This is a genomic window from Candidatus Marsarchaeota archaeon (assembly GCA_023485295.1).
In the GTDB taxonomy this organism is placed as follows: domain Archaea; phylum Micrarchaeota; class Micrarchaeia; order Micrarchaeales; family Micrarchaeaceae; genus Micrarchaeum_A.
This window is the reverse complement of record JAMCZQ010000002.1, coordinates 1-22,719: the sequence shown is the minus strand read 5'-3', so window position 1 is coordinate 22,719 and position 22,719 is coordinate 1. Positions and strand designations below refer to the sequence as shown.

25 protein-coding genes are annotated in these 22,719 nt (G+C 47.1%); 9 read left to right on the top strand and 16 right to left on the bottom strand.

Annotated elements, in window-relative coordinates; translation table 11 throughout:
- Positions 1-29: 29 nt before the first annotated feature.
- The 4 genes from M1125_00645 to M1125_00630 are packed head-to-tail and all read right to left on the bottom strand — an operon-like array spanning position 30 to position 4,438.
- Positions 30-530 carry a hypothetical protein gene (locus M1125_00645; protein ID MCL5404339.1) on the bottom strand — a complete coding sequence of 167 codons (501 nt, stop codon included), beginning with the start codon at positions 528-530 and terminating at the stop codon, positions 30-32.
- 32 nt (positions 531-562) lie between these two features.
- Entirely contained in the window at positions 563-2,209 is a 1,647-nt protein-coding gene (pheT, locus tag M1125_00640) for a phenylalanine--tRNA ligase subunit beta (protein ID MCL5404338.1), read from the bottom strand.
- An 8-nt stretch (positions 2,210-2,217) separates the two neighbouring features.
- Positions 2,218-3,711 carry a phenylalanine--tRNA ligase subunit alpha gene (locus M1125_00635; GenBank protein MCL5404337.1) on the bottom strand — a complete coding sequence of 498 codons (1,494 nt, stop codon included), beginning with the start codon at positions 3,709-3,711 and terminating at the stop codon, positions 2,218-2,220.
- Positions 3,712-3,727: 16 nt separating this feature from the next.
- Positions 3,728-4,438: a hypothetical protein gene (locus tag M1125_00630; GenBank protein ID MCL5404336.1), complete on the bottom strand. Its 711-nt coding sequence runs from the start codon at positions 4,436-4,438 to the stop codon at positions 3,728-3,730.
- Between the two features lie 301 nt (positions 4,439-4,739).
- On the opposite strand from M1125_00630, the gene M1125_00625 reads away from it, so the two are divergent.
- The 4 genes from M1125_00625 to M1125_00610 all read left to right on the top strand — a co-directional run bounded on the left by M1125_00625 (position 4,740) and on the right by M1125_00610 (position 8,720).
- Positions 4,740-5,000 (top strand): TRAM domain-containing protein, encoded by a 261-nt coding sequence (locus M1125_00625; protein ID MCL5404335.1) that lies wholly within the window; start codon positions 4,740-4,742, stop codon positions 4,998-5,000.
- A 163-nt stretch (positions 5,001-5,163) separates the two neighbouring features.
- Entirely contained in the window at positions 5,164-7,605 is a 2,442-nt protein-coding gene (locus M1125_00620; protein MCL5404334.1) for a valine--tRNA ligase, read from the top strand.
- A 68-nt stretch (positions 7,606-7,673) separates the two neighbouring features.
- Entirely contained in the window at positions 7,674-8,141 is a 468-nt protein-coding gene (locus M1125_00615; GenBank protein ID MCL5404333.1) for a 30S ribosomal protein S15, read from the top strand.
- A gap of 9 nt (positions 8,142-8,150) precedes the next feature.
- Positions 8,151-8,720, top strand: a complete 570-nt coding sequence (locus tag M1125_00610; GenBank protein ID MCL5404332.1) for a hypothetical protein — start codon at positions 8,151-8,153, stop codon at positions 8,718-8,720.
- Between the two features lie 25 nt (positions 8,721-8,745).
- On the opposite strand, the gene M1125_00605 is transcribed toward M1125_00610, so the two are convergent.
- Both M1125_00605 and M1125_00600 read right to left on the bottom strand, forming a co-directional pair.
- Positions 8,746-9,072: an EamA family transporter gene (locus tag M1125_00605; protein MCL5404331.1), complete on the bottom strand. Its 327-nt coding sequence runs from the start codon at positions 9,070-9,072 to the stop codon at positions 8,746-8,748.
- A gap of 5 nt (positions 9,073-9,077) precedes the next feature.
- Positions 9,078-9,446, bottom strand: a complete 369-nt coding sequence (locus M1125_00600) for an EamA family transporter (protein ID MCL5404330.1) — start codon at positions 9,444-9,446, stop codon at positions 9,078-9,080.
- 19 nt (positions 9,447-9,465) lie between these two features.
- Between M1125_00600 and M1125_00595 the strand changes: the two genes are divergently transcribed.
- From M1125_00595 to M1125_00585, 3 genes are read left to right on the top strand one after another with little or no spacing between them, the layout of a single operon-like run.
- Entirely contained in the window at positions 9,466-9,735 is a 270-nt protein-coding gene (locus M1125_00595; GenBank protein MCL5404329.1) for a hypothetical protein, read from the top strand.
- Positions 9,736-9,740: 5 nt separating this feature from the next.
- Positions 9,741-11,951: a DNA topoisomerase I gene (gene topA, locus M1125_00590; protein ID MCL5404328.1), complete on the top strand. Its 2,211-nt coding sequence runs from the start codon at positions 9,741-9,743 to the stop codon at positions 11,949-11,951.
- A gap of 4 nt (positions 11,952-11,955) precedes the next feature.
- A complete protein-coding gene (locus tag M1125_00585) occupies positions 11,956-12,552 on the top strand; it encodes a methyltransferase domain-containing protein (GenBank protein ID MCL5404327.1) in 597 nt (198 codons plus the stop codon).
- Positions 12,553-12,828: 276 nt separating this feature from the next.
- Here M1125_00585 and M1125_00580 read toward each other — a convergent pair whose 3' ends face one another.
- The 5 genes from M1125_00580 to M1125_00560 form a co-directional block, all read right to left on the bottom strand.
- Positions 12,829-13,194, bottom strand: coding sequence for a PadR family transcriptional regulator (locus M1125_00580; protein ID MCL5404326.1), 366 nt, complete (start codon positions 13,192-13,194; stop codon positions 12,829-12,831).
- 1 nt (position 13,195) lies between these two features.
- The gene (locus tag M1125_00575) at positions 13,196-13,495 is read right to left on the bottom strand and encodes a hypothetical protein (protein ID MCL5404325.1); all 300 of its coding nucleotides are present in this window, start codon (positions 13,493-13,495) and stop codon (positions 13,196-13,198) included.
- 37 nt (positions 13,496-13,532) lie between these two features.
- On the bottom strand, positions 13,533-13,967 hold the full coding sequence (locus M1125_00570) for a hemerythrin domain-containing protein (GenBank protein MCL5404324.1): 435 nt from the start codon (positions 13,965-13,967) through the stop codon (positions 13,533-13,535).
- 16 nt (positions 13,968-13,983) lie between these two features.
- Positions 13,984-14,427, bottom strand: a complete 444-nt coding sequence (locus M1125_00565) for a hypothetical protein (GenBank protein ID MCL5404323.1) — start codon at positions 14,425-14,427, stop codon at positions 13,984-13,986.
- Between the two features lie 64 nt (positions 14,428-14,491).
- Positions 14,492-14,824: a hypothetical protein gene (locus M1125_00560; GenBank protein MCL5404322.1), complete on the bottom strand. Its 333-nt coding sequence runs from the start codon at positions 14,822-14,824 to the stop codon at positions 14,492-14,494.
- A gap of 174 nt (positions 14,825-14,998) precedes the next feature.
- Between M1125_00560 and M1125_00555 the strand changes: the two genes are divergently transcribed.
- On the top strand, positions 14,999-15,283 hold the full coding sequence (locus tag M1125_00555; protein ID MCL5404321.1) for a hypothetical protein: 285 nt from the start codon (positions 14,999-15,001) through the stop codon (positions 15,281-15,283).
- A 25-nt stretch (positions 15,284-15,308) separates the two neighbouring features.
- On the opposite strand, the gene M1125_00550 is transcribed toward M1125_00555, so the two are convergent.
- Positions 15,309-15,881: a DUF655 domain-containing protein gene (locus M1125_00550; protein ID MCL5404320.1), complete on the bottom strand. Its 573-nt coding sequence runs from the start codon at positions 15,879-15,881 to the stop codon at positions 15,309-15,311.
- A 51-nt stretch (positions 15,882-15,932) separates the two neighbouring features.
- Positions 15,933-16,268, bottom strand: coding sequence for a DNA-directed RNA polymerase subunit F (locus M1125_00545; protein ID MCL5404319.1), 336 nt, complete (start codon positions 16,266-16,268; stop codon positions 15,933-15,935).
- A gap of 170 nt (positions 16,269-16,438) precedes the next feature.
- Between M1125_00545 and M1125_00540 the strand changes: the two genes are divergently transcribed.
- Positions 16,439-17,368, top strand: coding sequence for a MoxR family ATPase (locus M1125_00540; protein MCL5404318.1), 930 nt, complete (start codon positions 16,439-16,441; stop codon positions 17,366-17,368).
- A gap of 10 nt (positions 17,369-17,378) precedes the next feature.
- Here the strand turns inward: M1125_00540 and M1125_00535 are convergent, their stop codons facing one another.
- From M1125_00535 to M1125_00525, 3 genes are all read right to left on the bottom strand, one after another.
- On the bottom strand, positions 17,379-18,083 hold the full coding sequence (locus M1125_00535) for a hypothetical protein (protein ID MCL5404317.1): 705 nt from the start codon (positions 18,081-18,083) through the stop codon (positions 17,379-17,381).
- Between the two features lie 47 nt (positions 18,084-18,130).
- A complete protein-coding gene (locus M1125_00530) occupies positions 18,131-20,017 on the bottom strand; it encodes a radical SAM protein (protein MCL5404316.1) in 1,887 nt (628 codons plus the stop codon).
- A gap of 168 nt (positions 20,018-20,185) precedes the next feature.
- Positions 20,186-22,719: hypothetical protein (locus tag M1125_00525; protein ID MCL5404315.1), on the bottom strand; the 2,534-nt coding region annotated here is incomplete at its 5' end.

Genomic DNA, 22,719 nt, shown 5'->3' with positions numbered 1-22,719 from the left:
ATGTCTTTACAGCAATGAGTGCACGGCCCTTATACTACCTTTTCAAGAACCGTTGCTGGAATGGTATGCCCATAACCGGTGTCCACATCAGTGTAATTTAGCAGTATATAGCCGTGGAATATGCCCCCTGGCTTTCCAGTAAACACTGTGTCGTTTTCCCAGCACTGCAGCGGCACTGTCGAATTGCCTGATATCGTGATGTTCGAGCCTATAAGCAATGGTATCGGTGCAGATGCGAAAGACACCATATGCGTCAGCGTCTCATTTGAATTGCAGCCTATCGCAGTTATGTTTATTGGAGACGTGGTTGACTGCTCAAGGTTTATGACAAGGGTGCCATTAGGGTACAAAACGCTTGATATGCAGTTGAAGTCAGCAGGGAATAGGCAGCTTGTGCTGACGTATGTTGCAGGGTTGAATACGCCAAGGTAGTAGAGGGCTGCCAGCGACACTGAAATGATTATTATGGCCCAGCCGTATGTAGTCAGGTACTCTATTGCAGCTTGCGCATTTTGTTTTTTCCCAGGCATAATTAATCAACGGTTCCAAAGCTTTTAAACATTTACTTGATTTGCATATTCAACGATATTTCGCAAGCGTCAACAGGTTCGTCAAGCCTGAAGTTAAGCAGTATCCTTGGATGTATTTCGCCAATTATTCCTATGGCCTTATTGCCGTCATTTGTTATTATCCTTGCGCATCTGCCATCTATGAATGCAGGGTCTTTGTACTCTACGATCGTGCATTCGATTCCCAAAAATTCAAGAATGCGCGCAGAAATAGTTTTTGCCTCCGAAAAATTCGCTTTTGAGTGCTCGGAAACAAAGGCAATGTGGGTTTCCTCTTGAATTGCACCTTCTCTAAACCTGAACACCTTGCCTATCTCGAACAGCCTGTATGGCATTGGATTTGCAGAAGAGTCCAGAAGGTTCTGCATCAGCATCGGAAGCAGGGACTGCCTCATTATGCTTATGTTTTCTGTCTTGGAGTATTTTATTTTTACAAGGCTTTTGGGCTCGAAAGGCCATTCCAGCATGCCAAATTGCTGCTGTTCGTTTGTCAAGTAATTATTATATGCTTCCGTATACCCTAAGCCAATCATTAATGCGCATAGCCTGTTTACAAATTCCGCGCTTTTATCCTGCTTGCCCATGTGGTAATCCAGCACAGGCAAAGGCAAAACGTTGTCATAGCCGAAGGCAAATAGCAGGTCTTCATAAACGTCCTGGGCATTTATCACGTCTGCACGGTACGGCGGCACTGTAACGGAAAGGCTATTTTTATTATGGCCTTTGTACATGTAGCCTGCCAGATCGCACAGCTTTTGCATGTCTATGGGCTGTTTGCGCATGCCAAGCACGGACTCAAAACCGGATTTTGTTATGTGTATGTCCTTAGTGTAAAGCCCCGGGTATACAATTTCCTTGTTGCCATATATTATTTTTACGCTCTGCACAGCGGCGCCCATGTCTATGAATTTGCATGCCAGTATGTCTGCAACTTTTGATATTATAGCCTCGTCTGTGCCTGTTATGTCAACGAACAGGTTATTCGTATGTGTAGTCACTTTCGTATGCTCTGAATTGGTTATCGGTATGAGCGATATTGTATTGCGCGAGTCCTTAAGGAACGGGAACATGGTGCCTTTGCCATGGACCTTTATCGTATCTGAATATGCAATGCCCTTTTCGTGGCTGGAGAGCACTTCCGAAAATGACATTTCTTTGCTGCCGTTCAGGGGCCTTATGCTTCCATCTTCGCTTGCTGCATAGGATAGCTGCCCGGCAATCCTGTCAAGATCATGAAGGCCAAGGGCAAGCTTTTTGCGCCTTCTGCCATACGTTTCTCCAAGCTTCTCAGAAAAGTTTATCAGGTAACGCAGCCGTTGCGCCTCAAGGTTTAGGCCCTTTGCAACTATCCCTGCTATGTATGGCCTGACTGCTTTTACGCTGCCGTCGACTTTTATAGAAATGCCGCTCGGCCCGTTTATCCTGTATTCGGATTGCTTAAGATTCCCCGAATAGAAGCCGAGCTGCCGTGACAACCCGGTAATGTCGAGAAGGTCGGGCCTATTTGGCGTGACGTCCAAGGATATTTGGCCGTTTTCAACGGCTTCGACTTCCATGCCTATGGCGCCAATGGCTTCTTTTAAATCCAGCTTTCCGGAGGCAGCCTCCAAATCCCTCAAATCAAACGTTACGATAGCCACTTAAGCACCTACAGCATAATGTTTTTCCTTGACCTGAGCCAGCCTATGTTATTTTTATAGAGCTCCGTCAGCGAGCTAATGCTTAGGAATTTGAACATCAGCCTTTCAAGGCCTCCGCCCCATGCCAGAACCCTCATTTTTGAGCCCAGGGCTTGCGTTATTTCTTTGCGGATTATTCCGCCGCCGCAAAGCTCTATCCAGTCTTCATGCCCCTCGTCGTAGTAATTCACTTCAAGACCCGGCTCTACGAAAGGGAAGTATGATGGCTTGAACCTTACTTTAAACCCCAGCGCGTTGTAAAAATCGGTAAGGGTGTGCTTCAGTTGCGATACGCCAAGGTCTTTGTCTATTATTATGCCGTCGTATTGGTGCAACTCTGCAAGGTGCTTATAGTCTATGCTCTCGTTTCTGAATACCTTGCCTATCGAAAAAAGCTTTAGCGGATATGCGCCTGCATCAAGGTTCCCGTATTTGTATATGTTATGCGCCGATACGCTTGTAGTATGGGTCCTTAGAAGCGCCTGAGAAGCTAGCGATTCGCTCCAATTCTTGCTCCATGCCCTCTTGTGCATAAGCATTACTTTGCGCAGCAGCCCTTTGTCGTCCTGCCTTGATGTTTCAGGATTGGACAGGAAGAATGTGTCCTGCATCTCCCGTGTGGGATGATCCTGCGGAGAAAACAGCACATCGAAATTCCAGAATGATGATTCTATTATCGGGCCGCTTGTCTCTACAAAGCCCATGCTTATCCATACATTCCTTATGACGTCTATGAATTCATGGACTGGATGCATCCTTGCAGGATATACCGCCTCTGGCTCGGCGTTTACGTTATAGGGTTTGAACTGCCTGTTTTTCCATTCTCCGCTCTTCATAAGCTCCCTTGTAAGCTGGCCAATGGACCCCGATGATTGTTCAACTTCCGATTCCAGCAACGCGAGGCCCACATCTGATATAGAAACCGAGGAGAGGCTCCTTTTTTCCTTTAGCTTTATGAGCTTGCGCTTTGAAAGCTCCTCGAATAAAAGTCTTTTTGAATCGTATAGCGCTTTAAGCCTTGCAGATTTTTTAAGAGAATCCGCATCCTTAAGTATTTCGGATATCTCCTCAAGCAGCTCTCTTTGGCCATATGGCTTTTTCAGCTGCTGAAGCCCTTTTGCAGTTATTGAGACTTCGCCTTCTGATATGCTGGCCCATCCGTTCCGCTTGGCCCAGAGCAATGCGATATTGCTGCCTATGTCAGACACTCTGGTCTGGGAGCTCGACAGCCTTTTAAGCAGGGCTTCTTCAGGGAATCCAGAGCTGATGTACCTAAGCCCCTCTTCTGACACCTCTACTTCCAGGCTTAATTCATACTTTGCTGCTATGGCGCCCTTTTCCGAAAGGTTCTCTACAGCCCACTTGAAAGAGTCTTCACTCATGCCTGTCGACTTTAGTATCGCTTCCGGAGTGGCCGGACCTTCTTTTAATGAATATAGCACTTTTAATTCATAATCGTGCAAATGCATCGACCTTAAATCATTTCCTGGCCCTGATGTATGCGTACAGGATCAACCCTATTACTACCAAGGCAGTTATTATGTATGTGAATACCCCGAGGTAGCTGTACACCTTTGAGAAAAATCCCTCAACTTCTGCTCCAAGGCTCTCATGCGTGACAAAGACGAATGTGAATTTCGATAGCGGCTCCCCATCGAACCATGAAAACCTTGTTATGTTTGCATACCCTGACGTGAAATTGCCCACCGGAGCGTCAGGAACTGGGTAAACGGAAGTCAGCTGCGCCCCATTAGGTATTATGATGCTTAAAGTTGTATTGCTAGGCAGCACCTCGCCACTTGCTGCATGCTCGAAATTGAATACATTGTCATTAAAAGTGTATACAAATTCCCTTGGGGCTGGCTCTACAACTGACGTGACATTCTCAACGCTGTACGTCATTAGCAGCTTGGCTTCTCCCCCGTAATAGGTTGGCACTAGCGGGCCTGGAAGAAACTTGAAGTTATATATGCCGGAATGCGGGTTTATTATGTGCTGCACAAGCAGCGGGCCTATAAGCGACTGCCATGTGCTAAGCGTAAGGTTTAATGCTATCCTGTTGGTATCGTATTGCTTCACAGAGCTGTTGCTTACTTTCAGCGTCAACACCTCAGTTACCTGTGCGCTTGTATTTTGATTGAGCACTACTGTGGTATTGAGGTTGGTGACGGTGTATGAGGCATTTGCCATTATAGGCATGGCTAACACAGCAAGCGACATCAGCAGTATAAAAGCCTTAAGCAGGTGCATTACGCATTTACTTTCATAACGCAAGAATAAATAGCTTGTGCATGACATTTTTCAAAGGGCGCAGCAGGGAGCATGCCCTGAATTTGGCAAATAGCACGGGCTTCTGCTGGCGTAATGGCAAAAGGAAAGGTTTATATATAAGTGATAGCGCAATGTTAAATATATGTAGTAATGCGCAAAACGCTGATTCTACGTATGAGCAAAGATACAGATGGAAGAAAACGAAGGTTACGGACAGGAAATGAACGCAAACGAACGTGAAGAAAGACGAGGAAACAGAGAAAGGAGAGGAGTTTCTATAAAGCCCTCTTACTTTTTGCAGAAGCCAGTAAAGGCAGGAGACGAAGTCGATGTAACGATAGAGGCAGTCGCGTCAAAAGGTGACGGCATTGCTAAAGTCAACGGCTTTGTTGTCTTTGTAAAGGGTGCAAAGCAAGGAGAAAGCATGAAGGTGAAAATAACAGACGTGAAAGCAAGGTTCGCAATAGGCGAAAGGGTATAATAGCTTGAACGCTTATTAGTAGCTGCTTTTTTTAATTTTTTATTTTACTTTTTGATTTTGTATTTTAAGTTCATATTTTCTAATCCTGTTTTATTGTTTTGATTCCAGTAAAGGTTAAATATGCTTTCTGGAAATAACTCTATGCTTTGTAATAGGTGATACTTTGCCTTATAATTCAAAAGATGAAGAGAAGTGGAACGACCGGTGGAAAATGGCTGAACTTTTCAATTTCAACAAGGACGATTCGAAAAAACCATTATTCGTGATAGATGCGCCGCCGCCAAACACCACAGGGTCATTGCACATGGGGCAGGCCTTTTGGGTTTCTTATATAGACGCCATAGCAAGGTACAAGCGCATGAAAGGCCATAACGTGCTATATGCACAGGGCTGGGACACGCAGGGATTTCCTACAGAGCTCGAAACGGAAAAGAAGTACGGAAGGAATATGAGCGAGGAGGAATTCTACAATAAATGCGTGGAGGTCGCAAACGCAAACATAAAGGTGCTAAAAGAAGGAATGAGGCTCATGGGGGCATCGTTCGATGAAAGATACGAATATGTGACGATGTCCGAGGACTACAGGCGCAAGGTGCAGCTGTCGCTTCTGATTTCGCATAAAAAAGGCCTGCTGTACAGGGCAGAGCATCCGGTGGAGTGGTGCCCGCATTGCGCTACATCAATATCAAGGGAAGAGACAAACGAGCAGGAGCGCGAATCGGAACTTAATTACATAAAATTCAAGGTAGCAGGGAAGGATGCTGAGGAACTGCTTATAGCAACTACCAGGCCTGAACTCCTTCACGCATGCGTAGCTGTGGCAGTAAACCCAAGCGACGAAAGGTACAACAAGCTTGTCGGCAAGAAGGCAATAACTCCCTTATTTGGCAAAACCGTAAACATCATAGCGGATGAAAGCGTTGAGAAGGAGTTTGGGACCGGAGCTGAGATGGTATGCACGTTCGGCGACAAGCAGGACATTTCAATGTTTTATAAGCACGGGCTGGAGCTCATCGCTGCGGAGGACAAATACGGAAGGCTCCTTAATGCGGGAAAATTCACAGGGCTAAAGGGCGCAGAAGCCAGGCAAGCAATCTTAGAAGAACTGCGCGCGCTCAACGCACTTGACCATGTGGACAAAATCAAGCAGATCGTAAAGATACACGACAGATGCAATACCCCAATAGAACTGATTTCAGACATGGAATGGTTCCTCAAGACCAAGGAGAATGCAGAAAAGATAAAGGAGATAGCGCACGACATAAAATGGGTGCCTGAAACTGCGGCGCAAAGGCTATATGACTGGGCAAACTTCATAGAATGGGACTGGAATATATCGCGCAACAGGATATTCGGAACCCCCATTCCGTTCTGGTATTGCAATGACTGCGGCAACATCATAGCGCCTGACGAGTCCATGCTGCCGGTAAACCCTTCACGCGAAGAAGCGCCTGTTGATGCATGCCCGAAGTGCGGATCCAAGAACATAGTGGGCGAAAAGAATACGTGCGATGTTTGGGTTGATTCTGGTATAACGCCATTAGTGGTGGCTGGCTGGCCTGACAACAAGGATATGCTGAAATCTGCTTTTCCGGCTTCGATAAGGATCCAAGGCACAGACATAATAAGGACGTGGGCATTTTACACCATATTCAGGACGTGGACAGTTGCGAACGACAAGCCTTTCGAAACGCTGCTCACGCATGGCATGGTCCTGGGCACCGACGGAAGGGAAATGCACAAGAGCTATGGCAATGGCATAGACCCTCTGCAGCTGGCGCGCGATTATTCCATAGACTCGATAAGGCTGTGGGTAGCCCTGAGCGGCGGCACCACTAAAGACAAGGTATTTTCTTACGAAGAGATGAAGTATGCAAAAAGCTTTATCAATAAGCTGTACAACTCGGCGCTTTTCGTAAAAAACGCCATTGGCGAAACTAAGATCCCTGATGAGCAGCCGCATTCTGATTTCAACATGTTTGACCTTTGGATACTCCAAAGGCTGAATGCAGTGCTTGAAGAAGCAGACATGCGCTATGGCGAATATGACATGTATTCAGCTGCAAACGCGCTCATTGGCTTTTACTGGCATGATTTCTGCGATTATTACATAGAAAACGTAAAGCACAGGGTGTATTCCACAGACAAGAAAAGCGAAAAGAGCAAGCTTTCTGCGATTTTCACGCTGATGCATGTGCTGAGAGAATCGATTAAGGCGCTTGCGCCAATAATACCCCATGCGTGCGAAGAGGTGAATTCAATGTTTTCCAGCGACCTGGTTATGGGCATGGAATTCCCAAAGCATTCAAAGGTGGAAAGCCCTGCAGGCTATGCAATAAACGGCTTTGTTTTCGAAAGCGGGATACCTGCGCATGACGTAATAAGCTCTGGAAACCTGCTGAATGATATAATAAGCGAGGTGCGCAAGCGCAAGTCTGAGGCCAAATCAGCCCTGAATTCGCAGATAAAGATAATAAATATAAATGTTCCTGAAGAATATTATAGCGTTGTCAATTATTCCAAAGAGGAGCTTAGGCGCATATGCAAGGCTGAAAAGATAGAGGTTAAAGAGTCAGAAAAATTCTCAATAGAAATAGCTCTTTGAACTTTTCTTCATAAATTGTAGTGCATAGCGTTGATAGGCAAGAATGTAAAGTAATCTAAGTGTTTGCGATGGCAAGATTGCATACTAAAAGGCACGGAAAGTCGAAGTCAAGAAAGCCCATTCTTGGGAGCGGCAGCATTATAGAAGGGGCGGAAAACGACAAGGATAAGATAGTCAAATATGCTGTTGAATATGCAAAGCAGGGGCTGCCTCCGGCTTTGATAGGGGAGAAGCTTAAAAAGGACCACAGTGTGCCTTATATAAACCATATGCTTGGAAAGAAACTTGAGGCTGTCCTTAAGGAAAACGGCATACAGGAAAGCGTGCCTTATGATATGCTTGCGCTTATGAAAAAGGCAGTGAAGCTGCGCAAGCACCTTGAGAAGAACAAGCAGGATGTAAGCAACACCGTAAGGCTTGGCAGGATAGAGGCAAAGATATGGAGGCTTACAAAGTATTACATAAAAAGCGGCAAGCTGCCGGATGGGTGGAGATACAATCCGAAGCAGGCCGAGCTGCTGGTGAAGGGGCACTGAGGTATTGAAATGGCTTTGCAAAAAACTACCGATAAATGGAAACTTAAGAAATGGTTCATAGTTTATGCACCAAAGGAGTTCAACGAGGTGCAGATAGCAGAAATGCCTGCAAACAGCGACAAGGCTGCGCTTGGCAGGAATCTTAAGATTGCGCTTTCTTCGCTTACGAACAACCCGTCCCACGCCTATACTGAAGTCGTTTTGAAGGTTACTGACGTGAACGGCGAGGCCGCACACACGCAGATACTGCGCTTGGAGCTTCTATACAGCTACATAAGGTCGCTGGTGAGGAGGTACAAAAGCATTGCGGACTGCGTTTTCAATTCCAGGACAAAGGATGAAAGGAGCGTAACAACAAAGCTGCTAGTCGTGACAAGGGGTAGGTCGGCGCACACGAAGCTAGTAGGCATAAGGAAGGAAGCCATAATGTACGTAAACGATTATATTTCTGGGAAAAGCTTCCAGGAAGCGGTATCTAGCATTGTAGAAGGCAAGCTGCAGCAGGAGCTTGCGACAAAACTTTCTAAAATAGTGCCCATAAGCAGGGTAGAAATCAAGAAATTTGAAGTAAACAGCTGATTTTTGGATGGCGCATCGTGCAGGCTCAGCTTGCCCCAACAAGCACAACGCCTGCGCTTATTATCAGCACGCCGAGCCAGCGCAGTGGCGTGACAGTCTCGCCCAGGACCGTGGCAGCAAGCAGCACAGCAAATATATAGCTTAAGCCGCCTATGCTATACGCCCAGCTGAGGTTTGCGCGCGTAAGCACGTAGAAGTATATTATAGTTGAGAAAAAATACGCCAGGATGCCGACGCCTATTATAAGCAGCATATTGACGGCCAGCGCGTATTTGAATAGCACCTGCCCTATTGCTCCAAGCAGCGTAGACCCGAGCAGCATTGAGATGTTTTCCAGCTTGCGCCTCTGCATGTGCATCACGCGTATGATATGGCTATTATGACTATGCCTGCAAATATTGCAAATATGCCAATGGCTCGCTTGTAGTCCAGGCCTTCATGGAGGAATTTTGCCGAAAGCAGCGTTACGAATATGAAGCTGCTCGCAAAAATAGGGTAAACCACCGACAGAGGGGCTTTGGATAGGGCATATAGGTAGACTACAAGGCTGCCAAGGTAGCCCATCAGGCCAGCTATTATCAGTTTGTTTGTGAATATCATTTTTACTATGCCTAAAATCCCAGGCTTATGCTTGGACAGCTGCGACTTGAATAATATTTGGGCTGACGATGCCACAGCGGCAGCAAAAAGTGTTATAAATATAACCAGGTATATTGTAAAGGTCATTAGCTCATCAGGAGATCAGATGGATAATATTGTAGAAGTTGTAGTATCAGTTATAACGGTTATACTGATAATTGCTGCAATAACTGTATTTATACTTTATGGTTCCGGCAGTTATTTTTATACAATGGCAGGCATTGCAATCGTAATGGGCTTTGTAGAGGCGTGGCTTGTCTCCAAGGCAGGGAATAGCCAGGCTGCAGCGGAAAAGCCCCGGAAAGCCGGCCCTACAAAGGAGCACGGCAAAGCACATGCTAAGAAGCATGCAAGGAAAAGCAGCACCAGGAGGTAAATTTTTTGAATACTTTGATAATAGCCGAAAAGCCCAGTGTAGCACTGCGCATAGCCATTGCGCTCGGGAACGGCTCGCAGAAAAGGATTGTGCATGGAAAGACCAGCTATTTCCAGATAGAATCAGAAAGCGGGTCGCTGTTCGTAGCTCCTGCAGTCGGCCACCTGTTTACGATAAAGCAGGTAGGCACCTCAAGGGGCTACCCTATCCTTGATGTAGAATGGGCGCCTTCGTACGAAGCCAGCAAGAGCTCTGCCTTCACAAAGCAGTATCTTGACGCCATAAAGGACATAGCCAGGCAGTGCAGCGAATTCATAAATGCTTGCGACTACGACATAGAAGGCACTGTGATAGGCACAAACGTAATAAAAGCCGTGATGGACGAGCCGGTAGAAAAATTGAGCGTGCATGCTAAACGCATGAAGTTTTCTACCACTACGACTAAGGACCTAAGCGAAGCCTTCAGGAACCTTTCCGACCTTGATTTGAACAATTTCTATGCTGGCGAGACAAGGCACATGCTGGATTGGATATGGGGCATAAACCTAAGCCGCGCTTTGACATACGCCCTGGGCAGCATAGGCAGCAGCAAGCCTTTGAGCATAGGCAGGGTGCAGGGCCCGACACTCGCGCTGCTCGCAAAGAGGGAAAAGGAAATCGCTGCATTTACGCCAAGGCCGTTCTGGCGCGTTTTTGTATACATAAACGGCACCCAGTTCCAGAACACAAGAGGCGACATTTTTGACAAAAATACAGCAATCGCAGCGCTGCATGAGACAGAAGCAAATATAAGAAATGCTGTTTTTGAAGAAGTGAAAAAAAGCGAGGAAAAACGCTGGCCGTACCCTCCATTTGACCTGACTTCGCTGCAGCTGGAAGCAAGCCGCGTATTCAGGTTCGACCCTTCTGCGACATTGGCAATCGCGCAAAGCCTGTATGAGCATTCCTATATATCCTATCCCAGGACATCTTCCCAGAAGCTGCCGTTTTCGCTTGGGCTTCCTAATATAATAAAAGCCCTGGGCGAAAATCCGGATTACGAAGCTATAGCGAAAAGGCTTGTGCAGCAGGGCAGGTTCAAGCCAATAGAAGGCAAAAAGACAGATGAAGCGCATCCTGCAATATTCCCTACCGGAAGCGCGCCTAAGGGCCTTACGAAACAGGAGAGCATGCTTTATGACCTTATAGCCAGGAGGTTTCTTGCATGCTTCGACGAGCCGGCCGTGGTTGCAAGGATAAATGCCAAAGCCGCCATTGGCTCAGAGCATTATTCCGCAAGCGGCGCCAAAGTGCTTAGCAACGGCTGGCTGGATACATACAAGTATGCAAGGATCGAGGAACGCGAGATGAAGGAGTTTATAGCAGGGAACACTTACCCTGCGGAAAACCCAAGCATCGAAGACCTTGAGACTAAGCCGCCAAAGAGATATACAAAGGCAAGCCTGATTGCTGAGCTCGAAAAGAGGGAGCTCGGCACAAAGGCTACAAGGGCGAGCATTGTGGATACGCTTTTCAAGCGCGGCTATATAGAGGGCTCAAGCATATCAGTGACGGCTTTCGGCATGAGCGTTTTCGACTCCCTGCAAAAAAACTGCCCTATGATAATGGAGGAGAGCACAACAAGGGAGCTTGAGGAAGACATGGATGGCATTGCAAAAGGCGCGAAAAAGGAGGACGAAGTGCTGGCGCGCGGCAAGAAGATGCTGCTCGAGGCTTTGGCCATGTTCGACAAGAACAGGCTGCAGATATCAGAATCGATGAAGGCAGGGCTTATGGAAAGCAGCGTGCTTGGAATATGCCCGAAGTGCGGAGGCAATCTCATAATAAGGCATTCGCGCGCAGGGAAGCAGTTTGTTGCATGCTCAAACTATCCAAAGTGCACCAACACCTATCCGCTTGTGCAAAAGGCGAAGATAGTGCCTACAGGCAGGGTATGCGAGTATTGCAAAACGCCCATAGTAAAAGTCATAAGGAAAGGCATGAGGCCTTTTGAGATGGATCTTGACCCGAACTGCACGCACAGGCTTGTGCAGTTCAGGAAAAAGGAGGATGCAGCGGCCAAGCCGCAGCAGCAAAGCGAAAGCTCAAATGCAGCAGCCACTGCCGACAGCATGGCTGGGCCCGCGCCGAAGAAGAAAACAGCAAGGCCAAAGCGCAGGCCAAAGGGCAAGGCCAAGGCCAAAAAAACAAGGTCGAAATCAAAGAAAAACGGTTGATATGATGCACATAGACTTGCCGGAACCTTATAAGCGCTTCAAGCGCGGGCCTCAGGTGATACTTCCAAAGGACATAGGGATAATAATAGCATATTCTGGCGTAAACAAGCAAAGCTTTTGCATTGATGCAGGCACCGGAAGCGGATGGCTTGCCGTGGCTCTGGCCATGGTATGCAAACGTGTTGTGAGCTATGACGTAAGGGAGGACTTCATCAGGATCGCTGAAAAGAACAAAGCAATGGCAAAGGTCGACAATCTCGAATTCAGGAATGCCGACATAACGAAGGGGATCAAAGAGAGGGATGCCGACCTTATAACGCTTGACATGCCGAGCGCAGAAAAGGCTTTGGGGAAATGCAAAAAAAGCTTGAAGGACGGCGGCATGGTCGTTGGCTACCTGCCGCACGTAGAGCAGGTCGCACGTTTTATAAAAAGGCTTGAAAAGGGCGGCTTCTACGACATACGCACGTATGAATGCATGCTCAGGGATATCCTGGTAAGGCAGGAGGGCATAAGGCCTTCCACCAAGGGCATTTGGCATACTGCGTATTTGGTTTTTGCAAAAAACAGGGCAAAGCCAAGGCTAAGTGTTTTACAATGAGGCGTATGTTTCCATACGCCCCGGGTGGATGAGAATAGGGTTGTTACAGAATAAGCAATACAGCGTAGTGTTTTTAGTAATGATAAATATTTAAAGCTTTCGTTGCTAAGGCCTGCGTGCGCCCAGCATGGTTATTCAATAGCAAATCATAAGTTTGAGCACATGACTTGTCGTGGCAATGCTTTGGGTTGCCGCACTAATACAACATCAGGAACAGAAGCGAAGAATGCAATGCTGCAATCGCGTTAAAGAGCTCGGATAACCTGCCTGCAGCCCTTATATCCTGCCATATACTGTGCTGAACTCCTGCATCCTTTTTTTGATTTCCTTTGCCGATTTCTCGTAGTCTTCCAGGGCTTCGGTGCCTTTCTTGGTTATTGAGTACTGCCTTCTCGTCTTTTCAGGCTTCCTTTCTGTTTCATCGGATTTTATGTAGCCGTTTGCCTCGAGCCACTCAAGCGTAGGATATATTGCAGCAGGGCCAGGCCTCCACATGCCGTTGGTCTTCTCGAATATCTGCTCCATAAGCTCAAAGCCATGCATTGGCCTTTCAGAGAGCAATTTAAGGACCAGGGGCTTGAGCAGTCCCTTCGGCACTATGTCTACCCTGAAAGGGCCGCAGTTGCAATAGCCTCTTGGCATTTCATTCCTCCTTTTCTTCGGATTCGCTTGAGCCCTTCTGTATCTCGTCGATGCGCCTTGCTATGAACTTTGCCTGCGCCTCCAGATCCTCCTTGTAGAGCTTAAGCTTTTCTATGAGCCTTTCCTTGTGCAGCGGGCCCATATCATCAATTCCGTCCATCATCCAATTGCCCATGCCGCGCATATGCATACCCATAGAGCCGTGCATCCTTCCGCGCATGCCTCCTTCGCCGTTTCTGCAGCCGCACCCGCAGCCGCTTCCAGATCCTCGACCGTCTTCGTCGTTCATTTCATATCTCATATTATATCACTACTGATATAATTAGTCATATAAATATTTAAATGTTTGGTTTTATGGCATTAAGCTTTTCGAATGCATTCTTTACCTCTTCCGGATCGGCGTACTCGTCAATCCAAGGATAGAAGTCCGATTCCTCCATGGAATCGTGAGAATTGAGTAGCTGCTCGAGCTCTGAAACAGGTGCATCGAAATTTTCCCCGGATCCTGGATTCTTAATCATCTGGCTTATTTCCTGCATCAGGGACCTTATCCTGGAATGCTGCAGCGATATCTCCTCAAGCAGCGGATTTACGGTTTCGCCAGTATGGGACTCCACTATTTGAAATAATATTTTTTCTTCGAACTCCATATGCCTGGATATCCCTGACACAAACTTTTCGAAGTATTCTGAAGATCCTGAAAGCTTGAACTGCTCGAGAAGTTCATACTCTTCGTGATGCTCGCCAGACATGAACTCGTATACTTTTCCCATTCTATGCACCAAGGTTTTACGCTTTTGGCTGCTGCTGCACGACTGGCTTTATTGTCTTTCCAAGAGCCATTATGTGCCAGATGTTTGCCACGTGTATGGCTATTGCAAGCAGGAGCAATGCCAGGCCCAACGGCAGTAGGACCATTGCTGCACTCCCGAAGAGCCCGACCATCGATAAGAACAGGATTATTATGCCTACATTCATAGCTGCAAGTTCAACCGCAACTGACTTGTAATTCGCAAAAGTTGCATGCGAGAGCCCCGGAGCGAAAATGTACGAAAGCCCGAATATCATCATCGTGACGAAGCCATAAAGCTCAAGCACGAATATAGGGTCATGCTTTACTGATATAAGGCCGGTAAGGTCAAGCGCCAGTATGAGAGTGCCTATGAGCAGATACGCAAAGGCTATGGCCATATACGACCTTGCCAGCTTAGAGCTTGCAGATACGTTGTCCATTTGACCTAGCACCTTTTGAATCAGCCGCTTTTGCGGATTTCGAGTAGTATGCCGTGCAATTGCCTTACTTGGCCTTGCCCTGCTGCCTCTTGTACTTTTTAATCAGCTCTATGGCTTGTCCTATGGAGCGCCTGACAGCTGCTTCAGTCATTGCACCAGTGCATATGATCTTGCCGTTCTTGAAGAGCAGCAGCGCAGACTTCGGATCATGTATCTTCAGTATAGCTCCGGGAAACTGCTCAGGCTCGTAGTCCACATCGTAAGAAAGCCTTGCAAGGCCGTACAAGTCCAATTCTATGTTAAGGTCTGCACTCGCAACCATATTCACTACTTCGTATGTCGGGTGCAGCACAATGTGCTTGCCCTGTGCCGAATCATGATGCTGTGATTTTGCCATTTAAAAACACCTAGAAGATTTTTAAGCGTTAAGGCATAAATATTTATGTATATTGCGCTTGGCCTGCTTTATCGATGCCTGCTCGGCTATTTTGCGGCAGCATCAAAATGCATATAAAGATTGGGTCTAAATAGTATAAGCGCTTAAAGCTTAACTGTATTGTTGATGATGTATATGACAAAAAGATCCGCAGGCCTTTTCTCAGGCAAGACAAGGAATATTTCAAGGCATCACGTGCCTTCAAAGCAGCCGGTCAGGGCTTTTATAAAGAATTTCAATGTCGGGGACAAGGTCGCAATAGTGCCGAAGGGCAATTTCAAGAACATACCTCATCCGCGCTACAAGGGCAGGATAGGCGTTATAACAGAGAAACGCGGCGACGCCTATGTGGTTGAGGTAAAAATAATGAATGCAAAGCGCGCCATAGTGGTGCCAGCAATACACCTGGACAAGGCCTAGCTCTGCTCAACTTCTTTTAGACCGCTTATTGGCGCTGCTCCTTCTTGAAGTACGGCTTTGTCATCATGTAGAATCTTTCGTTTCCTTCGAGCTCTAGTATTATGCGCTGCGCTATCATGCCGGCAGGGTCCTGAAGCAGCGGTATCCTTGATGTTATGTCCTCGAAACTCTCGAATTTTTTCTCTTTCCTTGCATTAAGTATTGCCTGCAGGTGCTTTTTGCCTATGCCAGGTAGCAGCTCAAGCGAATGCTCCCGTATGTTTAACGGGCCTGCGTTGTTGAAGATCGCGACAAAGCGCTCCGGGTTGCTTTTTATTATCTGCATGATGACGTTCTTGAGGTTGCTTTGCGCTGTCTGCGTAAGCTCTGAATAGCTTATCCTGAAGCGTATCATTGCTATCTTGTCGCGCTCGCCCTTGCCTATGTAAACGCGCTCCCCTATGTTGAGCTGCATCGAAGGCTTTGGCGTTGCTTCAAAAAGTGTAAACCATTCCTCGCCTATCAGCTGTGCGACAGGCTCTGACCTTGAAGAAAAAGACTTTCCGCTAGACATGAAGTCCAGCACAACCGCATATTCCTCCCTTTTCTCCCCTTCCATGTGATAGTACCCGCTTTTTCATTTATGTATACTGAAACTGCATGCATCAGATTATCCCTTGCTCGTAGTTATCTCAAGTATCTTGCTTATCGCCGAATCGTCTATGCTGCCCTTTTCCTTTGCAAGTATTTGCCTGACCATGCCGGCGTTCTTTGGCATTACCTCGATAAGTTTTGCCACTGCATAATCGCTCAGAATGCCAAGCTTCTGCAGATCGGACTTTGCCTTTTCAGTATGCTTTTTTGGCAGCTTGAATTTTTCAACATACTCGTATGCCAGCTGCTGCTCGTATGTCAGCGGCTTAGGGCTCTTCTTGCGCTCCTTGAGTATTTCGTAGACCTCGTCAAGCGTTATAAAGCCGTTCTGCTCTGCCTTCTTGCCAATCATTTTCACCACTAGACATTAACGTACTTCTTACAACAGTTGATATTGTAAAATCAACATCTATAAATGTTGCGTGCAGGGGCTTAGCTTTGCATTCTTTTTGCGCATGCAGGCGCGGCAAGTAATAATCTTTATAAATAGGGCATGCGAAATAATACTGCGCTAAGCGCAAGGTGCATATAACGAATCCAAAGGATGCATTTGAAGCTGTCGTAAAGGAGATAAAGAAAAAGGTCGCAGGCAACGATGAAATAATAAAGCTGATGTTCATAGCAGTCGTAGCTGACGGGCACGCGCTCCTTGAGGGTGTGCCAGGGCTCGCCAAGACTACAATGACAAAGGCCCTGAGCGAAACCATAGAGGCTGATTTTGCAAGGATTCAGGGAACCCCGGACCTGGAGTTCAAGGATGTCGTGGGCTTCACGTATCTGGATGAAAAGACAAAGAACGTGGAGGTAAAGAAGGGCCCCATATTCACCAACATACTGCTTATAGACGAGCTTAACAGGACCCCCCAGAGGACTGCGACCGCTTTGCTTGAGGCGCTTGAGGAGAAGCAGGTAACGCTCGGCACAGCAACAATGCCCTTGGAAAGGCCTTTTATAACGTTTGCCACGCAGAACCCCCTGAACATAGAGGGCACGTCGCCATTGCCGAAGGTCCTGGCCGACAGGTTTCTGATGCGCATAGCAGTAGACTATGCGAGGGCTGAGGATGAAGAGCAGATGCTCAGGATAAAGGAAAACGAAGAAAGCACGCACATAAACAGGGTGCTGAGCAAGGAGGATGTTCTAAGCCTGCAGAAGCAGGCAAAGGCCGTGAATATATCTGACGAGGTCGTAAAATACATAACCTCCATAGCTCAGGCGACCAGAAAGGAGATGCACGTGCTAATGGGTGCAAGCCCAAGGGCCGAGATAAGCTTCATGGCATGCGGCAAGGCAAAGGCGCTTGTCGAGGGCAGGAGCGATGTGTCAATAGACGATATAAAATACCTGGCAAGGCCTGTGCTCAGCCACAGGATCGTTGTAAGGAGCACTGGCGGTGTTGGGGCGAACGGAGTAATAGACGGCATAATAGCAATGACAAAGCTGCCTGGCTAAAAACTAGGGCTTATGCTCCGTGGAACCAGAATCCCTTGCCTGAGCTGCTTTTCCTGCCGAGCAGCTTTTCCTTCAGGGTAAGCTTTTTCTTATCCTGCAGCTCAATTCCGAGCTCCTTTGCCAGCTCTGGATGCTCTCTAAGGTAGCTCATCTGCCAGTCGTGGAACTGCTGCTCCTTCTTGACAGTGTATTCTACCTTTTTCTTTTCCCACTCAGGCTTTATCTTGCGCCATTCCTGCAGCGTATAGCCGTATGGTGCGTGCTCGCGTATGGCTGGAGGGCTAAAGGCGTAGGAATAGAAATTCTTGTAGTAGTCATAGTCCTCTTTCACAGCGTTCGCAGCGCTTACATGCACACCTTCGCTATTAAGGAACTTTATTATTTCCTCGAGGCTTATCTTCTCCTTCAGGTTGTCGGCGTTTTCCGGATTGTAGATTATGACTATGTTGCCTTTTGCGTAATGCACGCGCGCCTTGAGTATGGCGTCATTCAGCATAAGCCTGTACTGCAAACGAGCCGCATGCTCTGGGTCTACAAAATCTGCCTTGCTCACGTTGCTGAAAGTGACCTTAGCGACCATCCTGTACGGCACCCTGAACAGGTTGCCGTTCTCCTCTATGTACTGCTTCTTCAGCATCTCCTGGTCTATGCTTGAATTCTTTATCAAGTCCTCTTGATACTCGCTCATTTTAGGCTTTTTGTCAGATCTGTCCAATCCAAAGCACCATGCATATTTAAGGGCTTAAAAAACAAAAGCCCAATTCAATTCTTCAGCACCTCGTTCGCAAAGTTGGCGACAGGCTTGCCGCCGTTGACCGGCAGCGCAAAATAGTCTATCATCTCGCCATACGTCTTGCGGTACTGCGGGCTGGCCTCAAGCTCCTTTATGTTCCTTATGTACTTGTCCTTTGAATAGCTCCAGTCCTTGTGCGTCTGCTGCCACTCCATTGAGGGTATGCTGTACTGCTTCTGCACCTTGTCCCTGTATACTTCTGGGAATACGTTGAATGTGCAGAAAGGCAGCACCTCGCCATCAGGCATGGCGTAGTGTATGTCGCACTTTTCTACCCTGTGTATGTCGTATGTATACTCGTCCTGGAAGTGCATCATGCCAAGGAATATTGATTTCATCTGGAACTTGCCCATGCTTGCGAAATCGTGCTTCAGGAATACAGAGCCCAGCAGCTTTGAGAAATTGACAGACTTTGGCTGGTGCGACTTGTCTATGAATTTCTTGAAACCTAGCAGCGTCTTTACCGCTATCATGCGCCTCTCAAGCCTGCTCTTGCCTTCCATCTCGTCGACTGCCCTCTGCAGGTGCTCCACAAGGCCTGCCGCGTCCACGAACCTTGTTATCGGTATTATCTTGTTGTCGCTGTCCACGAATATGTAAGTGCCTGCGCCGCATGCAAAGTGTATGGACATGTCGTATTTGTACTCGCCTGTTAGGGCTTCTATGAACTTGTTTATTCCGCCTATGTAAGGCACTGAGAACCAGTCCTCCTTGGCCACTACGCCATTTGTCTGCTGCTCTATAAGCTTTATGGCGCCTGGTATTGATATGCGCTGCTTTTCCCTTAGCCTTGAAGGCATCCTTCCCACAAGCGACACAGGCTGGAAGTTTACTGCCCTTATTATGTCGCTGTTGTTCAGCGCGAAGTTTATCATTGCACCAAGCTCGTGGTCGTTTATTGTGCGTATTACTGTGGGCACAAGCACTATGCTTATTCCTGCTTTCCTTGCAGCTTCAAGAGTCATAGGCACCTCCCAGTGGTTCTTGGGGTTTGCCCTCTTGCTTACGCCATCATAGCTCATGTAAAGCGTGCTGACTCCTGCATGCCTTAGCTTAACTGCCAGGTCAGGATTCAGGGCAAGGTTTATGCCTGTTGTGTTGAGCTGTATCTGGTCGAAGCCGGCCTTCTTTGCCATTTCTATTATTTCAACTATGTGCGGGTGCATTGTCGGCTCGCCGCCAGTTATCTGTATGGCGTTCGCAGGTATTGGCTTCTGGCTGCGCAGGTTCCTGAATATCTTCTCTATTTCAGGCAGGCTTGGCTCATATATCGCCTCGCCCTCTTTTGCATAGAAGAAGCAGTACCAGCAGCTCAGGTGGCACCTGTTTGTTACCACAACGTTTGCAAGACCTGTATGCGACTTGTGCCTTTCGCACATTCCGCAGTCAAACGGGCAGTTTGCGCCCTTGGTCTCTGTTATGTAATTCGGGTTGTCAAAGCCCCTGCCAAAATAGTTGTAGCGCCTCATTTTCATGTACATGTCATAGTCTTCCCAGTACTTTTCAACAGTCCAGCCGTGCTCTGGGCACTTCTTCCTGATCATTACGTTGTCCCCGTCCTTGTATATTGTGCCGTCTATCACGAGCTTGCATTCTGGGCACACTGTCTTTGTGCGCTCTATTACTGGCATGGCCTCTATCTCTTCTATTGTCCTGTGATATGGCGCCAGTATAGGGTCTACCGCATTTGCATCGTAATCTCCTCCAGTTTCAGGCCTTACGTTGTTTATGTTTGATATAAGGTTCTGGTCTATCTTCTCTTCCTCCATGCTCTTGTCCAAATCCAGCTGGAGCTCCACTTCTGTGGCATTTGCGCTTAATGCACCTATTTTATCACTATCCCCTTTTGCGTCCATTTATTCACCAATAATCTATATTTTAAGTCTGCAACAAGGTTTTTAAATGATGCTGAAGCAAAACTTTACTTTTTTTCTTATTTTGCACGACACAAAAAGCCCATTTTTAAAGACCCAGCTGTGCCGCTCTTTGGCGCATGCATAATATAAGCAAAATACAGCATAAGGCTATGATAGCGAGCCGAAAAGAGGCACTGGCATTACGCCGCTTGGGGGATAGGCGCGTGACAGAAGGTACTGGAAGGTTGCTGATGAAGTCCCAGCATCATAGTGAGCGGTTATAAGCAGGCCTACGCTGCCAGTAGAAGACATGGAAGTAGGAGTAGAAGAATAGCCTTCCTGCGACAAAGAGCCAAGGGTTCTGCCATAATAGCCGCCTACTGTCGAAGTACTTTCAGGTATCAGGCTTTCTATCGCAGGATATGATATGCTGTATCCGCCGTATGCGTGATAGCTTCCTGAAGGCGCCACATACGATGTGCCGCTCTGCCACTGGTATGCGAATCCTTGCCCTGAGGTTGCCTCGATTGCCGCTTCGCCGTTTGAAACTGACGAATCAGTTATGTTATTCTGTATAACTATGCCTGCCTTTGTCCAGCCGCCATCTCCTGAATTGCCAGTAAGCGAGTCTATCCTTGTTTGCCATATCTGCCCTATTGTAGTGACTGGGGTTGAGTAATAAACCAGCGTTATCATGTAATCGCTGTCCCAGAAGTCTTGGCCATCTGTGTTTGTTATGGTAATGCCATTATTTACTGCATAGTTTCCTGTTGCCCCTGCAGGATTGCTTAGCACGTTTTCTGTGAATCCGCTCGGCAGCGTTGCACCGGCAAAGTTCCAGTAATGGTTAAACACGCTAGCGCCATCATCGTACTCGCCATAGGTGCTTGACAGCTGCGGGGCTTCGCCTATGCCTGTTGTGCCGCTGCTTGAGAGAAGGTTTGTGCTTGTGGATGCAAAGCCCAGGTATACTACAATGTTTGAATGCGCTGGAATCCCGTTGGCGATATTGAGCCATGTCAGGATCTTGCCTGATGAATTTTCCTCTATCCATGCAGGTATTACGGTCCCGTTTGCATAGAAATACTCGAAGTTCGCAAAGTTGTCATTGTACACAATGTTCCCCGAATAAGAGCTTTCTGTTATGTTTACAGACTGCTGGAACGGCGCAGGCGTTGCAACGCTCTGGTTATTATCCAACCCTATTGGCACATAGTATAGTATGCCGCTTGGAAGCGTCGGGGCGGTGCTGAACAGGTATTTCTTGGTTATTGAGAATGATGTATAGTTGTTGTTTCCTGTGGAATTGAACGCATAAACATAAAGGCCGGTTGTTGAAGGTATGTTTGTCGTGTACTCTGTGTATATGTCATTGGCTATGAGATTGCCGTTGAGGTAGAGATTGGCTGCAAGCTGATTGCTTACCGTAGTGACTATGGCATTGACCCCGCTGCTGTTTACATACAGATAGTCCACAGGCGTGGCTTTTGATATTGTAAACTGGTTTGATATGGAATTTGATGTATAATTGCTGTTGCCGGTCGTACTGAATGTGAATGTATACGTGCTAGCGGCACTCGGGCTGTTGCCAGTTATATACTTATTGGTCTTGCCGAGCAATGTGCCTCCTATATAAAGGCTTGCGTTTACCTGGTTGTTGATCGTTGAGATTGAGGCGTTTACTGTGCATGCGCTGCCACTGTAAACGTAATTGCTGCATTCCTTTATCCATGAAAGCGTTGGAATTGCCTTGTCTATTGTGAATGTCGTGTTTATTGAAGCAATTGAATAATTTTCATTGCCAAGAGTATTGAAAGTGAAAACGGTGCTTCCAGCTGCAGTTGCAGATCCAGAGCCGCTTGCATAGGTTATTATGCTATTTGTCGAATTGATCAGAGTATTCGAAAAGTACAGGCTTGCGTTTACCTGGTTGTTGATCGTTGAGATTGAGGCGTTTACTGTGCATGTTAACTGCGCACCGTCATATATTGGCGTAGCGCATGTTTTTATCCATTTAAGTGTAGGCAGCGCCTTAAGTATTGCTAGCGTACGGTTTATCGATTCTGCCGAATAGTTTGCGTTGCCAGGGGTGTTGAACGTAAACGCGTAATCGCCCGCATGCGATCGCGTAACATAGTTGAGCGAACCTGAATAAGTTGAATTTATCAGCGTGCCATTAAAGTACAAAGATCCCTTTATTACCGAGTTCCTTGTGCTGATCGTTGCTGTGACTTTGGCAGACTCATTTTCATAAGAATAGTTCGATGGGACCAGCAGCGAGAACTCGTATGTTGAATTTTTGCTTACTGTGAGCTGGAATGGAGAGCTGAGCGTGCTGTTTGTTATATCATTTGCATAAAACCCGTAGGTGCCTGCAGCAAGGCTGAAGGCGTTGAAAGTATATGATGCGGAGCCTGCCCCAGAAGCGATTTGCGTATTGTTGGAATAATCGAGTGCACAGTCGTCCGTAGCGTATGGGCAGTGCGCAGTTACCACAACCTGCGAGCCGTACGCTATTGGGTTTGAAGACGCAGAAACGTAAACGCTTATTGGAGTAGTGTTTACGGTATAGCCAGGCATTACGCCGTTTGGCGGGTATGCGCGCATGTAAAACCACATAACATTTATTGGGTTTGCTTGCACATTTGCGCCATTGTAATAGCCAGCAGATATGCCGACATAACCAGAATTTGCTCCCTCAC

What these genes read in the sequence shown, in the direction of transcription:
- M1125_00570 (MCL5404324.1), bottom strand. Translation starts at nt 13,967, where the DNA reads ATGGGAAAAGTATACGAGTTCATGTCTGGCGAGCATCACGAAGAGTAT.
- M1125_00600 (MCL5404330.1), bottom strand. Translation starts at nt 9,446, where the DNA reads ATGACCTTTACAATATACCTGGTTATATTTATAACACTTTTTGCTGCC.
- M1125_00575 (MCL5404325.1), bottom strand. Translation starts at nt 13,495, where the DNA reads ATGAGATATGAAATGAACGACGAAGACGGTCGAGGATCTGGAAGCGGC.
- M1125_00605 (MCL5404331.1), bottom strand. Translation starts at nt 9,072, where the DNA reads ATGCAGAGGCGCAAGCTGGAAAACATCTCAATGCTGCTCGGGTCTACG.
- M1125_00645 (MCL5404339.1), bottom strand. Translation starts at nt 530, where the DNA reads ATGCCTGGGAAAAAACAAAATGCGCAAGCTGCAATAGAGTACCTGACT.
- M1125_00565 (MCL5404323.1), bottom strand. Translation starts at nt 14,427, where the DNA reads ATGGACAACGTATCTGCAAGCTCTAAGCTGGCAAGGTCGTATATGGCC.
- M1125_00610 (MCL5404332.1), top strand. Translation starts at nt 8,151, where the DNA reads ATGGCTTTGCAAAAAACTACCGATAAATGGAAACTTAAGAAATGGTTC.
- M1125_00545 (MCL5404319.1), bottom strand. Translation starts at nt 16,268, where the DNA reads ATGATTGGCAAGAAGGCAGAGCAGAACGGCTTTATAACGCTTGACGAG.
- M1125_00585 (MCL5404327.1), top strand. Translation starts at nt 11,956, where the DNA reads ATGCACATAGACTTGCCGGAACCTTATAAGCGCTTCAAGCGCGGGCCT.
- M1125_00530 (MCL5404316.1), bottom strand. Translation starts at nt 20,017, where the DNA reads ATGGACGCAAAAGGGGATAGTGATAAAATAGGTGCATTAAGCGCAAAT.
- M1125_00560 (MCL5404322.1), bottom strand. Translation starts at nt 14,824, where the DNA reads ATGGCAAAATCACAGCATCATGATTCGGCACAGGGCAAGCACATTGTG.
- M1125_00550 (MCL5404320.1), bottom strand. Translation starts at nt 15,881, where the DNA reads ATGGAAGGGGAGAAAAGGGAGGAATATGCGGTTGTGCTGGACTTCATG.
- M1125_00615 (MCL5404333.1), top strand. Translation starts at nt 7,674, where the DNA reads ATGGCAAGATTGCATACTAAAAGGCACGGAAAGTCGAAGTCAAGAAAG.
- M1125_00580 (MCL5404326.1), bottom strand. Translation starts at nt 13,194, where the DNA reads ATGCCAAGAGGCTATTGCAACTGCGGCCCTTTCAGGGTAGACATAGTG.
- M1125_00555 (MCL5404321.1), top strand. Translation starts at nt 14,999, where the DNA reads ATGACAAAAAGATCCGCAGGCCTTTTCTCAGGCAAGACAAGGAATATT.
- M1125_00595 (MCL5404329.1), top strand. Translation starts at nt 9,466, where the DNA reads ATGGATAATATTGTAGAAGTTGTAGTATCAGTTATAACGGTTATACTG.
- M1125_00630 (MCL5404336.1), bottom strand. Translation starts at nt 4,438, where the DNA reads ATGGCAAATGCCTCATACACCGTCACCAACCTCAATACCACAGTAGTG.
- M1125_00625 (MCL5404335.1), top strand. Translation starts at nt 4,740, where the DNA reads ATGAACGCAAACGAACGTGAAGAAAGACGAGGAAACAGAGAAAGGAGA.